10 protein-coding genes are annotated in these 13,538 nt (G+C 70.6%); 4 read left to right on the forward strand and 6 right to left on the reverse strand.

Annotation, left to right across the window (positions count from 1 at the left end; translation table 11 throughout):
• Positions 1 to 23: 23 nt before the first annotated feature.
• Positions 24 to 1,610: a Na+/H+ antiporter gene (locus ACWCSV_RS02555; protein WP_451138011.1), complete on the forward strand. Its 1,587-nt coding sequence runs from the start codon at positions 24 to 26 to the stop codon at positions 1,608 to 1,610.
• Between the two features lie 62 nt (positions 1,611 to 1,672).
• On the opposite strand, the gene ACWCSV_RS02560 is transcribed toward ACWCSV_RS02555, so the two are convergent.
• A complete protein-coding gene (locus ACWCSV_RS02560) occupies positions 1,673 to 2,803 on the reverse strand; it encodes a mechanosensitive ion channel family protein (RefSeq protein ID WP_451138012.1) in 1,131 nt (376 codons plus the stop codon).
• Positions 2,804 to 2,840: 37 nt separating this feature from the next.
• Here ACWCSV_RS02560 and ACWCSV_RS02565 point away from each other — a divergent pair, with 37 nt between their 5' ends.
• Positions 2,841 to 3,419, forward strand: coding sequence for a dienelactone hydrolase family protein (locus ACWCSV_RS02565; protein ID WP_451138237.1), 579 nt, complete (start codon positions 2,841 to 2,843; stop codon positions 3,417 to 3,419).
• Between the two features lie 113 nt (positions 3,420 to 3,532).
• Here ACWCSV_RS02565 and ACWCSV_RS02570 read toward each other — a convergent pair whose 3' ends face one another.
• From ACWCSV_RS02570 to ACWCSV_RS02585, 4 genes are all read right to left on the reverse strand, one after another.
• Complete coding sequence (locus tag ACWCSV_RS02570; RefSeq protein ID WP_451138013.1) at positions 3,533 to 4,510, reverse strand: zinc metalloprotease; 978 nt, start codon at positions 4,508 to 4,510, stop codon at positions 3,533 to 3,535.
• A 329-nt stretch (positions 4,511 to 4,839) separates the two neighbouring features.
• Positions 4,840 to 5,652: a thioredoxin domain-containing protein gene (locus ACWCSV_RS02575; protein WP_451138014.1), complete on the reverse strand. Its 813-nt coding sequence runs from the start codon at positions 5,650 to 5,652 to the stop codon at positions 4,840 to 4,842.
• A gap of 62 nt (positions 5,653 to 5,714) precedes the next feature.
• Positions 5,715 to 6,404, reverse strand: a complete 690-nt coding sequence (locus tag ACWCSV_RS02580; RefSeq protein ID WP_451138015.1) for a hypothetical protein — start codon at positions 6,402 to 6,404, stop codon at positions 5,715 to 5,717.
• A gap of 83 nt (positions 6,405 to 6,487) precedes the next feature.
• On the reverse strand, positions 6,488 to 7,813 hold the full coding sequence (locus tag ACWCSV_RS02585) for a DUF2252 domain-containing protein (protein WP_451138016.1): 1,326 nt from the start codon (positions 7,811 to 7,813) through the stop codon (positions 6,488 to 6,490).
• 256 nt (positions 7,814 to 8,069) lie between these two features.
• On the opposite strand from ACWCSV_RS02585, the gene dnaE reads away from it, so the two are divergent.
• Positions 8,070 to 11,609 carry a DNA polymerase III subunit alpha gene (dnaE, locus tag ACWCSV_RS02590; RefSeq protein WP_451138017.1) on the forward strand — a complete coding sequence of 1,180 codons (3,540 nt, stop codon included), beginning with the start codon at positions 8,070 to 8,072 and terminating at the stop codon, positions 11,607 to 11,609.
• Positions 11,610 to 11,816: 207 nt separating this feature from the next.
• Here dnaE and ACWCSV_RS02595 read toward each other — a convergent pair whose 3' ends face one another.
• Positions 11,817 to 11,996 (reverse strand): hypothetical protein, encoded by a 180-nt coding sequence (locus ACWCSV_RS02595; RefSeq protein ID WP_390962695.1) that lies wholly within the window; start codon positions 11,994 to 11,996, stop codon positions 11,817 to 11,819.
• Positions 11,997 to 12,233: 237 nt separating this feature from the next.
• Between ACWCSV_RS02595 and ACWCSV_RS02600 the strand changes: the two genes are divergently transcribed.
• The gene (locus ACWCSV_RS02600; RefSeq protein WP_451138018.1) at positions 12,234 to 13,499 is read left to right on the forward strand and encodes an NYN domain-containing protein; all 1,266 of its coding nucleotides are present in this window, start codon (positions 12,234 to 12,236) and stop codon (positions 13,497 to 13,499) included.
• Positions 13,500 to 13,538: the final 39 nt, after the last annotated feature.

The raw sequence follows: 13,538 nt of genomic DNA on the forward strand, positions 1-13,538 counted from the left end.
GCATCCTGCGGAAGGCGCTCCACGTGGACCAGATGGCACTGCTCCTGCTGCTCCTGCTGGGAGCCGTGATCACGGTGCCGGTGGGCGAGCGGCTGGGGCTGCCGGCCCCGGTGCTGATGACGCTCATCGGGGTGGGGCTGGCCTTCCTCCCCTTCGTGCCCAACGTCGACATCCCGCCGGAGATCATCCTCCCCGCGCTGCTGCCGCCGCTGCTCTACGCCTCCGTGCAGCGCACCTCCTGGCGGCAGTTCGCGGCCAACAGACGGCCGATCTTCCTGCTCGCGGTCGCCCTCGTCTTCGTGACGACGGCGGCGGTCGCGGCCGTCGCCGACGCCGTCGTGCCCGGACTGCCCCTCGCCGCCGCCGTGGCGCTCGGCGCGCTCGTCGCGCCGCCCGACCCGGTGGCCGCGACGGCCGTCGCCGGCTCGCTCGGGCTGCCCCGGAGGCTGATCTCCATCCTGGAGGGCGAGGGCCTGTTCAACGACGTGACCGCGATCGTGCTCTACCACGTGGCCATCGCGGCGGCGGTGTCCGGCACCTTCTCGCTTCCGGAGGCCTTCGGGCTGCTGGTCCTGTCGGCCGTGGTGGCGGTGGCGGTCGGGCTCGCGCTGGGCTGGCTCACCCTCAAGCTGATGGGGCTCCTCGGGGACGCCACGCTCCAGGTCGGCCTCACCCTGCTCGTCCCGTTCATCGCCTACGTCCTGTCCGAGGAGCTGAGGGGCTCCGGCGTCCTCGCCGTCCTCACCGTCGCGCTCTTCCTCGCCGAGCACACCGCGGACGCCGACGACGTGCTCGGCCGGCTCACCGGGCGCACCTTCTGGAACATCGTCGACACCCTGGTCACCGGGATCGCCTTCGGGCTCATCGGGCTGGAACTCAGCAGCGTCTTCGGCACGGGCGACGGGCGGGAGTGGCGGATGGCGGGCTGGGGGCTCGCGATCGTCCTCGTGGTCATCGGCGTGCGGCTGCTCTGGCTGCTGCCCGCGACCTGGCTCGCCAAGAAGCTGCACACCCTGCGCGACGTGAGCGAGGAGATCCCTACCAGCTGGCGGGAGACGGTCGTCATGTGGTGGGCGGGGATGCGCGGGGTGGCCTCCGTGGCGCTGGCCCTCGCCGTACCGTTGAAGACCGACGACGGCGAGCCGTTCCCGGGCCGCGACGAGATCGTCTTCATCGCCTTCGCGGTCATCATGGCGACCCTCGTCTTCCAGGGGCTCACCCTGCCCTGGCTGGTGCGCCGGCTCGGCGTCCGGGCCGACACCGACGCCGAGCGGGAGCTGGAGAGGCGCCTCGCGATCCGTGCCGCGAAGGCGGCCAAGGCGCGGCTGAAGGAGATCCAGCAGGTGGAGGAGTTCCCCGAGGACGTGCTGGAGCGGCTCCAGCGCGCCGCCTACGACATCGGGGCGCGGATCAGCCCCGACATGGTGGACGACGAGCGGCGCGACGCGTACGCCCAGCGGGCGAAGCGGTTCAAGGAGGTCACCCGCATCCAGCGGGAGCTGCTGTCGGCCGCCCGCCACGAGGTCCTGTCGGCCCGCAGCGAGGCCGGTTCCAACCCGGAGGTGGTCGACCGGGTGCTGCGGTTCCTGGACGTGCGCAGCCTGCGCTGAGCGTGCCCGGCGGATGGGCCGGGCGCGGGTGAGGCCATCCGCGCCCGGTCATCCGCGGCCTGTCATCCGCGCCCGGTGTGCGGGGCCGGCTCCTTGCCGTTGCGGCGGACGGACGCGGCCGTACGGGAGGTCAGCTCCGGCCACTGGTCGGCCGCCACGAGCGTGGCGGGGGCCGTGGCGACGCGGGGCAGGGCGTACGGATGGTGGTCCCGGAGCCAGGCGATCAGCTGCTCGCGCACCGCGCACCGGACCGTCCAGATGTCGTCGGCGTCCTTCGCCGTCACCACGGCCCGTACCTGGATCGTGGTCGGGGTGGTGTCGGTCACCGCCAGGGACCAGGTCCGGCCGTCCCAGGCGCCGCACTCGCCGAGGATGTCGCGCACCTTCTCCCGCATCGCGGCCATCGGCGCCGCGTGGTCCAGGTGGAAGTAGACGGTGCCGGTCATCTGGACCCCGCCGCGCGACCAGTTCTCGAACGGGCGGCTCGTGAAGTACGACACCGGCATGGTGATCCGGCGCTCGTCCCAGGTGCGTACGGCGAGGAAGGTCAGGGTGATCTCCTCCACGGTGCCCCACTCGCCGTCCACCACCACGGTGTCGCCGAGGCGCACCATGTCGCCGAAGGCGATCTGGAACCCGGCGAAGACGTTGCCGAGGGTGGACTGGGCGGCGACACCGGCGACGATGCCGAGCACACCGGCCGAGGCCAGCATCGAGGTGCCGACGGTCTGCATCGCCGGGAAGGTGAGCAGCATCGCGGCGACCGCCACCGTGGTCACCACGGCGATGACCACCCGCTGGATCAGCGTCACCTGGGTGCGCACGCGGCGGACCCGGGCGGGATCGCGGGTGGAGGTGGCGTACCGGGCGTAACTGGACTCCACGACGGTGGCCGCCACCCGGACCACCAGCCAGGCCGAGGCGCCGATCAGCACCAGGCTCAGCACCTGGCCGATCGCCTCCCGGTGGTCGCGCACCAGCTCCAGGCGCAAGTGGGCGAAGGTGCCGCGCAGCAGGGCCGCGCAGATCACCACCTGGAGGGGTGGCCGGCAGCGGCGCAGCAGCCCCCACAGCGGCGTGTCCGGGTGCCGGACGTCGGCCCGCCGCAGAGCGAAGTCCACCAGGTATCCGGCCAGCAGCGTGATCGCCACCGAACCGCCGACGATCAGCAGCGGGCGCAGCACGTTCTCCATCCTCGTGTCCTCCGGGGTCGGGGTGGCAGCTGGCACCATGGGCGGCATGAACATCATGCTTTTCCACTCGACCTACGGGCTCCGGCCCGCGGTGCACGCCGCTGCCGACCGGCTCCGAGCAGCCGGCCATGAGGTGCGCGTGCCCGATCTGTTCGAGGGGCACACCTTTGAAACGCAGGCGGAGGCGCAGGCGTACCGGGAGGAGCTGGGCAAGGACGAGCTGCTCAGGCGGGCGGTCCTGGCCGCCGCGCCCTACTCGGAGCAGGGCCTGGTCTACGCGGGCTTCTCACTGGGCGCGGCCGTCGCGCAGACGCTCGCCCTCGGCGACGAGAAGGCGCGCGGGCTGCTGCTCTTCCACGGCACCTCGGACCTCGCCGAGAACGCGAGCACCGACGAGCTCCCGGTCCAGCTGCACGTCGCCGACCCGGACGCCTCCGAGACGCACGACTGGCTGAACAGCTGGTACCTGGAGATGCGGCGGGCCGGGGCGGACGTGGAGATCTACCGCTACCCCGGCGCCGGACACCTCTTCACCGACGACGGGCTGCCCGACTACGACGAGAAAGCGACCGAGCTGGCGTGGAAGGTCGCGCTGGGCTTCCTGGCGACCCTCTGACGCGCCGCGCCCCCGGGCCACGGACGCGGCCCGGGGCCCGGGGGCGGGCGGACCGGTGAACCAGGGCTTTTCGTCGAGACCGTGCCGGGCTCGCGGGATCCGGACGGAAGACCCTAGCCGCGGTAGGCGGTCCAGCTGTCGCTCATGCGCTGCACCTGGCCGGGGGTGAACTGGTACATGCAGGAGTCGTACGTGTAGTCCATGAAGTTGTGGATCGGGTCGACCCCGGTCTTGTTGGTGCAGGTGTCCCGCCCGGTCGGGCACTCGTACGCCTCGGTCTTCTCGGCCGGGGTGTCGGCGACGTAGTCCCCGTTTCCGTTGCAGCCGCCCTGGAAGGTGTGGTAGAGCCCCATCCAGTGGCCGACCTCGTGGGTGGCGGTGTCGCCCTCGTCGTAGTGGGTGGCGGCGCCGCCCGGCAGCGAGGTGTCGAGGATCACCACACCGTCCATGCTCGGGCTGGACGTGTAGGAGCTCGGGAAGGTCGCCCAGCCGAGGAGGCCGCCGCCGAGGTTGGCGGTGTAGATGTTGAGGGCGTTGGCCCCGCCCTTGCGCAGGGCGCTCTTCATCGCCTTCTCGGCGCTGGAACCGGAGCCCACGTTGTACCAGGTGGCGTTGTCGGTGTAGTCCGTTCCCGCCAGGGTGAAGCTGAAGCCGGTGGCGGTGTTGCCCGTACCGGCTCCGGCGTACGCGCTGTTGAGCACGCTCATCTGGGAGCTGATGGCGCTCGCCGACAGTTTCCCGGTGGTGCCCGAGTGGATGACGTGGAAGTACACCGGTATCGAGGCCCCGGCCGCCAGTGGGGCGACCCCGGCCGAGCGGCGCTGCGCGAGTCTGGTGCGCAGGTCCGCGTCCATCGTCTCCGCCGCGGCGGTGCTGACGGCGTTGGGCTCGTGCGCCGTGGCGCCCGCCCCGGGGCGGGCCTGGCGTGCGAGGGCGGACGCCGTGTCGTCGGCGCAGGCGGTGGCCCCCGGAGTGGCGGAGGCGTTGACCGGGGAGGCGGACACCGGGGTCAGGGCCAGGGTTCCGGCCAGGGCGGCGGTGGCGAGCAGGCGGCGACGCACGTGGGGGGAGGTCGGGAAGAGAGCGCGCACAGGGACTCCTCGAGGACGCGCGGGCGAGGGATTTCCCCACCCGCTCCGCCGGAAGATTACGTGTGCATGTCATGTCTGGGGAGTGTTCTTCCGGCCTGTTCCCCATGGGACGGGCGGGTTTCCCGGGCGGCCGTCGCCCTCTTCGCGTACGTCCTCGAAGCGTCTTGGTAACCCGGCCGTCGTCGCCGCGGGCGGTGTGTCCGCAAAGCGGCGCCCCGGCCGTGACCTCCGGGACACATGGCCGCCGCGCCAGTGGTGGCCAAAACCCGCCCGGGCGGGCACCCGGAGGTGTCCGCCCCGCCCGGGCGGGGGAGCCGCGAGCCGGTGCGTCAGCCCTTGAGCGCCGCGTCGATCGCCGTGGTGTAGTCGGCGACCGTCATGGGCGCGCTGTCGCTGCCTTCGGCGGTCACGTTCTTGCCGTTCATCTTCAGGGTCGGCGTGCCGGTGACCCCGCTGGAGTCGAAGGTCTTGGACATCTTCATGGCCCAGGCGTCGTAGGTGCCGTCGTTGACGTCCTTCTGGAACGCCTTGTTGCCCTTGAGCGCGTCCACCGAGTCCGCGACCTCGATGAGGTAGCTGTCCTTGGCGAACTTGTCCTCGGTCTCGTCGGGGTGGTACTTCGCCGAGTACAACGCCGTCTTGTACTGGAGGAACGCCTCGGGGCTGACGTTGAGGGCCGCGCCGAGGGCGCTGAGGGCGTTCTTGGAGCCCTCGCCGTTGTCGCTGTTGTCGATGAAGGTGGCGCCGACGTACTTGATCTTGTACTTGCCGTCCGCGACGTCCTTGGTGACCGTCGAGCCGACGGTCTGCTCGAACTGGGCACAGATCGGGCAGCGGGAGTCCTCGTACATCTCCAGCGTCTTCTTCGCGGAGGACTCACCGATCACGACGGTCGTGCCGTTGGTGCCGGTGGTGTTCTTCGGGGCGGTGACCTTCGCGTCGCCCGCCGCCTCCCAGGCGTCCGGCTTGTTCAGCTCGTTGACGCCGTAGGCGACACCGCCGGCTATCGCCAGCACCGCGACGATCGAGACGCCGACGATGACCTGCTTGCGGGCCTTGTCCTTCTTCGCCTGGCGCTCGCGCTCCGCGCGCAGCCGCTCGCGGGCCGCTGCCTTGTTCGCCTGGTTGTTGCGGTTGCTCATGATCGTTCTCCGTGGAATGCACGTACGAGACGTGAGGAAGGGGGAGGAGTGCCGTACCGGGATCAGGCCGGCAGCGGCGGTCCTCTCCGGCCCACGGAGTGCGTGAAGAGCGGACGGGCGGCGACCGGCGGGCGCCGGCCCACCGGGCGTACGGTGTCGCGCACCGGCCGCCGGGAAGCGCCGGCCACCGCCGCCGCGACCAGCAGCGGCCGGAACGCGAAGGCGGCCGCTGCCCGCAGCAGGGCGGCGAGGGCGGACTCGCCGCGCCGCAGCCAGGCCGCGGCGAGCAGCCCCACCGTCACGTGCGCGGCGAGCAGCAGCCAGGGGACCGTCGGCCCCGGGGAGAGCGGCAGCTCCAGGACGGACGCGGCGGCGGGGCGGCCCACTCCGGCCACCCGCGCCAGCGGGGCACCCACCCCGTGGCCGCCGCAGAGCACGTCGAACCCGAGGGAGCGCAGCGGACCGGCCACCGGGCCGCCCGCCGCGCCGTAGCAGAGCTGCTGCCCAGTGGTGAAGACGGTGTCCGCGGCGAGCTCCAGCGGGACCAGCAGCCCCGCTATCGCCCCGAAGCCGCGCTCCCGTCCCGCCAGCGCGTAGGCGGCGGCGAACACCAGGCCCGCCACCAGCGCCAGCGCGGTCACCGGCAGGGCTTCTCGGGAGAGCAGGACATGGGACGCCGAGGACAGCGTGACGACGAGCGCGGTGAAGAGCGCCGCGCGCGCGGTCCGAAGATGCGTCCTCGATATGTCCATCGCCGGAGAGTCTCGCACGCGTCCCTGTAAGCGACCCCTAAAGGTCCGGGAGAAGGGCTCTCACGGTCCCGTCGCGGGCCCGGTCAGAGGCCCGGGATGCGGCCGTTGCGGAAGAGGTCCACGAAGATCCGGTGGTCCCGGCGGGCCCGGGCGCCGTAACTGTGGGCGAAGTCGACGAGCAGGTCGCCGAAGCCGTCCTCGTCGGCCGCGATGGCGGCGTCGATCGCCCGCTCGGTGGAGAACGGCACCAGCGAGTGGCCGCTCTCGTCGTCGGCCGCCGCGTGCATGGTGGCCGTCGCCCGGCCGAGGTCGGCGACGACCGCCGCGATCTCGTCCGGCTCGTCGATGTCGGACCAGTCCAGGTCCACGGCGTACGGCGAGACCTCGGCGACCAGCTGTCCGGCGCCGTCCAGCTCGGTCCAGCCCAGCCACGGGTCGGCGTGGGCCTGGAGCGCCCGCTGCGAGATCACCGTGCGGTGGCCCTCGTGCTGGAAGTAGTCGCGCACCGCGGAGTCCGTGATGTACCGGGAGACGGCCGGGGTCTGCGCCTGCTTGAGGTAGATCACGACGTCGTTCTCCAGGGCGTCGCTGTTCCCCTCCAGCAGGATGTTGTACGAGGGCAGCCCGGCCGAGCCGATGCCGATGCCCCGGCGGCCCACCACGTCCTTCACCCGGTACGAGTCCGGGCGGGTCAGGCTCGACTCGGGGAGGGTCTCCAGATAGCCGTCGAACGCCGCGAGGACCTTGTAGCGGGTCGCCGCGTCCAGGTCGATGGCGCCGCCGCCCGCGGCGAACCGGCGCTCGAAGTCGCGGATCTCCGTCATCGAGTCCAGCAGCGAGAAGCGGGTGAGCGACCGGGCCGTGCGGAGCGCGCCGAGCAGCGGGCCGTCGGCGGTGTCCAGGGTGAAGGGCGGCACCTCGTCGTTCTTCGCGCCGGTCGCGAGGGCGTGGATACGCTCACGGTACGCGGCGGCGTAGACCCGGACCAGCTCGGTGATCTGGTCGTCGCTGAGGGCCTTGGCGTACCCGATCAGGGCGACGGAGGCGGCGAAGCGCTTGAGGTCCCAGGTGAACGGGCCGACGTACGCCTCGTCGAAGTCGTTGACGTTGAAGACCAGGCGGCCGTTGGCGTCCATGTAGGTGCCGAAGTTCTCCGCGTGGAGGTCCCCGTGGATCCAGACGCGGCCGGTGCGCTCGTCCAGGAACGGGCCGCCGTGCCGCTCCCGGGCCAGGTCGTCGTAGAACAGGCAGGCGGTGCCCCGGTAGAAGGCGAAGGCCGAGCCCGCCATCTTCCGGAACTTGACCTGGAAGGCGGCCGGGTCGGCCGCCAGCAGCTCACCGAAGGCCGTCTCGAAGACGGCGAGAATGCGCTCCCCGCGGTCTTCCGCGCCGCTCAGCTGTTCCGACATCGCTGGGTGCCTCCTGGTACAGGGCCTCGACCTGCGTCGAGCGCCGTCGAACATGGCGTTCATGACAAATGGGACAGGCGTCTCCGCCCCTCCAACGCGCGACCGTACTCCCAAGTGCCCGACGTTCGTCAGCGCGGAGACGTAGACTTCCACGCTGTCCCCTCGACACCCCCCAGCCGTCGGTTGTCCGTCGCCCGCCCGTCATCCCGGGCCGAGTGCGGCGTGCCACATCTGTCATCCCCGGAGGCACAGCGCCGTGACCAAGCCGCCCTTCACGCACCTGCACGTCCACACCCAGTACTCCCTGCTCGACGGTGCCGCGCGGCTCAAGGACATGTTCGAGGCGGCCAACACCATGGGGATGTCGCACGTCGCCATGACGGACCACGGCAACCTCCACGGGGCCTACGACTTCTTCCACACGGCGAAGAAGGCCGGTGTGACGCCGATCATCGGCATCGAGGCGTACGTCGCCCCGGAGTCGCGCAAGCACAAGCGGAAGATCCAGTGGGGACAGCCGCACCAGAAGCGCGACGACGTCTCCGGTTCCGGTGGTTACACCCACAAGACGATCTGGGCGGCGAACAGCACCGGGCTGCACAACCTCTTCAAGCTCTCCTCGGACGCGTACGCCGAGGGCTGGCTGCAGAAGTGGCCCCGCATGGACAAGGAGACCATCGCCCAGTGGTCCGAGGGCCTGATCGCCTCCACCGGGTGCCCCTCCGGCGAGGTGCAGACCCGGCTGCGGCTCGGCCAGTTCGACGAGGCCGTCCAGGCGGCCTCCGACTACAAGGACATCTTCGGCGAGGGCAAGTACTTCCTGGAGCTGATGGACCACGGCATCGAGATCGAGCGCCGGGTCCGCGACGGGCTGCTCGAAATCGGCAAGAAGCTGAACATCCCGCCGCTGGTCACCAACGACTCGCACTACACCTACGCGCACGAGGCGACCGCCCACGACGCCCTGCTCTGCATCCAGACCGGCAAGAACCTCTCCGACCCCGACCGCTTCCGCTTCGACGGCACCGGCTACTACCTCAAGACGACGGACGAGATGTACGCCGTCGACTCCTCCGACGCCTGGCAGCAGGGGTGCGCCAACACCCTGCTGGTCGCGCAGCAGATCGACACCGCGGGGATGTTCGAGAAGCGCGACCTGATGCCGAAGTTCGACATCCCGGAGGGCTACACGGAGGTCACCTGGTTCCGGGAGGAGGTCCGGGTCGGCATGAACCGCCGTTTCCCGAACGGCATCCCGGACGACCGGCAGAAGCAGGTCGAGTACGAGATGGACATCATCATCCAGATGGGGTTCCCGGGGTACTTCCTCGTCGTCGCCGACTTCATCATGTGGGCCAAGAACAACGGCATCGCGGTCGGCCCCGGCCGGGGCTCCGCGGCCGGCTCGATCGTCTCGTACGCCATGGGCATCACCGACCTCGACCCGATCGAGCACGGACTGATCTTCGAGCGGTTCCTCAACCCCGAGCGCGTCTCCATGCCCGACGTCGACATCGACTTCGACGAACGCCGGCGCGTCGAGGTGATCCGCTACGTCACCGAGAAGTACGGCGCCGACAAGGTCGCCATGATCGGCACCTACGGCAAGATCAAGGCGAAGAACGCCATCAAGGACTCCGCCCGCGTCCTCGGCTACCCGTACGCCATGGGCGACCGCCTCACCAAGGCCATGCCCGCCGACGTCCTCGGCAAGGGCATCGACCTCAACGGCATCACCGACCCCAAGCACCCGCGCTACAGCGAGGCCGGCGAGATCCGGGGGATGTACGAGAACGAGCCGGACGTCAAGAAGGTCATCGACACCGCCAAGGGCGTCGAAGGACTGGTCCGGCAGATGGGCGTGCACGCCGCCGGCGTGATCATGTCCAGCGAACCGATCGTGGACCACGCCCCGGTCTGGGTCCGGCACACCGACGGCGTCACCATCACGCAGTGGGACTACCCCCAGTGCGAGTCGCTGGGCCTGCTCAAGATGGACTTCCTGGGCCTGCGAAACCTCACCATCATGGACGACGCCGTCAAGATGGTGAAGGCGAACAAGGGCGTCGAGCTGGAGATGCTCTCCCTGCCGCTGAACGACCCCAAGACGTACGAACTCCTCTGCCGGGGTGACACGCTCGGCGTCTTCCAGTTCGACGGCGGACCGATGCGTTCGCTGCTGCGCCAGATGCAGCCCGACAACTTCGAGGACATCTCCGCCGTCTCGGCCCTCTACCGCCCGGGCCCGATGGGCATGAACTCGCACACGAACTACGCCGAGCGCAAGAACGCCCGCCAGGAGATCACCCCGATCCACCCGGAGCTGGAGGAGCCCCTCAAGGAGGTCCTCGGCCTCACCTACGGCCTGATCGTCTACCAGGAGCAGGTGCAGAAGGCGGCCCAGATCGTCGCCGGCTACTCCCTCGGCGAAGCCGACATCCTGCGCCGCGTGATGGGCAAGAAGAAGGCCGACGAGCTGGCGAAGAACTTCGTCCTCTTCGAGGCCGGTGCCAAGAAGAACGGCTTCTCCGACGCCGCGATCAAGGCGCTCTGGGACGTCCTGGTGCCGTTCGCCGGATACGCGTTCAACAAGGCGCACTCCTCCGCGTACGGGCTCGTCACCTACTGGACCGCCTACCTCAAGGCGAACTACCCCGCCGAGTACATGGCCGCCCTGCTGACCTCGGTCAAGGACGACAAGGACAAGTCGGCGATCTACCTCAACGAGTGCCGGCGCATGGGCATCAAGGTGCTCCCGCCGAACGTCAACGAGTCCGAGGCCAACTTCGCCGCCCAGGGTGACGACGTGATCCTCTTCGGCCTCACCGCGGTGCGCAACGTCGGTACGAACGTCGTGGACTCGATCATCCGGTGCCGCAAGGCGAAGGGGAAGTACAGCACCTTCCCCGACTTCCTCGACAAGGTCGAAGCGGTCGTCTGCAACAAGCGCACCGTGGAATCGCTCATCAAGGCCGGCGCCTTCGACGAGATGGGGCACACCCGCAAGGGACTCGTCGCCCACCACGAACCGATGATCGACAACGTGGTCCAGGTCAAGCGCAAGGAGGCCGAGGGGCAGTTCGACCTCTTCGGTGGCATGGGCGAGGAGGAGAGCGACGAGCCGGGCTTCGGCCTGGACGTCGAGTTCTCCGACATCGAGTGGGAGAAGTCCTACCTGCTCGCCCAGGAACGCGAGATGCTCGGCCTGTACGTCTCCGACCACCCGCTCTTCGGCCTTGAGCACGTGCTCTCCGACAAGGCGGACGCCGCGATCTCCCAACTCACCGGCGGAGAGCACAGCGACGGTGCCGTCGTCACCGTCGGCGGCATCATCTCCGGCCTCCAGCGGAAGATGACCAAGCAGGGCAACGCCTGGGCCATCGCCACCGTCGAGGACCTCGCGGGCGCCATCGAGTGCATGTTCTTCCCGGCCACCTACCAACTGGTCTCCACGCAGCTGGTGGAGGACACCGTCGTCTTCGTCAAGGGACGGCTCGACAAGCGCGAGGACGTGCCCCGGCTCGTCGCCATGGAGATGCAGGTCCCCGACATCTCCAACGCGGGGACCAACGCGCCGGTCATCCTCACCATCCCCACCGTGAAGATCACGCCCCCGATGGTCAGCCGCCTCGGTGAAGTGCTTTCCAGCCACCGGGGCGACACCGAAGTCCGCATCAAGCTCCAGGGCCCGCGCAAGACCACCGTTCTGCGGCTCGACCGGCACCGGGTGAAGCCCGACCCGGCGCTCTTCGGTGACCTCAAGGTGCTGCTCGGCCCGTCCTGCCTGGCCGGCTGACGGGGCCGGCCGCGGTCGCGTACATAACGTAACCGGGCGGTCGCGGAAGGTGTCCGGGCCGGTGCGCGCGTACGGCACCGGGCCCGCGCGCTGATGGCAACCGGCCGGTACGCCTGTACGGCAACCGGCCGGTACGCCCGTACGACAAGTGAAGGGGCGCCCCCGTCGACGACGGCGGGGGCGCCCCTTACTGCGGTGTCACGGCCGTCAGTTGTGGCCGAAACGCCGCTGGTGCTTGCGGGCCACGTCCGAGGGGCTGCCCTGGGCCTGCGACTGCGACGCGCTCCGGTCCTCGAAGGACGTCGACTTCGCCTGCTCGGCGCCGCGCTCCGCCGCGGACGCGCGGTCCTGGGGGCTGCCCTGCTTGCGGTTCTTGTTCTTGGCCATGGTGATTGCCTCCTGTGGGGAATCCTGGTTGCCAGGACCGATGTCAGACTCACATAGCCCCACAGAGCACGCATGTTGGATCATTACCTTCCGTAGTGGACATCACGGTGGGCCCCCCGGCGGGCAACTCCCACCGCATCCGCCACGCCGAAGATCGAGTTCCGGCCGTCTACTTCCGCGCGGTCGGGCAGACTCGACGGAAACCCTGAACGGCCGCTCGCCGAATTCCGGAAGAGGGTGGAACGCGTGGACCGTTGCGTCGTCCTGGTGGACGCCGGCTACCTGCTGGGCGCAGCCGCGAGTCTGCTGGCGGGCGAACCAGCCCGTTCGCGCATCACCGTCGACCACACCGCCCTGATCCAGGGCCTGCGCGAACGCGCCGAGGCCGACACCGAGCAACCCCTGCTGCGCATCTACTGGTTCGACGGCGCCCCCGACCGCGTACCGCAGCCCGAGCACCGCCGGCTGCGCGTCATGCCGCGGGTCACCGTCCGGCTCGGCGCGCTCACCCGGAGCGACGGGCGCTGGGCGCAGAAGGGCGTCGACGCGGCCATGCACGCCGAACTGACCGAACTGGCCCGCAACCGCGCCTGTTCCGACGTGGTCCTGGTGACCGGCGACGGCGACCTGCTGCCCGGTCTGATGTCCGCCAAGGAACACGGCGTCGCCGTCCACCTCTGGGCCGTCCAGGCCGCCGACGGCGACTACAACCAGTCCGAGGACCTGGTGGCCGAGGCCGACGAGCGCCGCGTGCTCGACCGCGCCTGGATCACCAAGGCCGTCCGCGCCAAGGAGACCGGCGGGATCTGCGCCCCGCAGCCCGCCCCGCGCCCCGAGATCGCCGCGATCCTCTCCGCGCCCCTGCCCGAGGCGGCCCTCGCGGCCTCCGCCGAACGCGCCTCCGAGGCCCAGGCGGCAGCCCGCGCCGGCGCCCCTCCGGCGCCCCGCCCGGAGACCGGCCCGCCCGGACCCGCGCCCGCCCACAACCACAAGGGCGTCCCCACGCCGAAGGACCTGGCCGCCCTCCGGGCGTCCGCCGGCGCCCCGGCGGCCCCGGCTCAGGCCCAGCCCGTCCCGGTGCCGAGCGCCACACTGCGCTGGTCCTCGGACCGGGGGTGGGCCGACCGCGGCTCCCTCGGCGAACCTCCGGAGACCGCCTCGCTGCCCACCCTCGCCCAGGTCACCACCGCCGAACAGCGCTGGGCCGACCGCGAGGAGGACATCACCACCGTGGGCGGTGACCCCTTCGAGGTCGGCCAGGTCTTCGCCCGCCGCTGGATGGAGCGGCTCCCGGAGACCGTCCACCTCCAGAAGCTCTCCACCATGTACCCGCGCATCCCGCACCGGATCGACGGCGAGCTCCTGCGGTACGCGGCACGCTTCGGGCTCCTCGCGCACAAGGACGACCAGATCGACGAGCACGACCGCTACGCCATCCGGGCCGGATTCTGGCGCGAGATCGACATCACGGCCGCCGCGGACCACGTCCCCGCCCCGGACTGACCCGGCGGGCGTCCGCAGGCCTCCTCGGGCGCCCGCCGG

The organism is Streptomyces sp. NPDC001770, assembly GCF_053596135.1.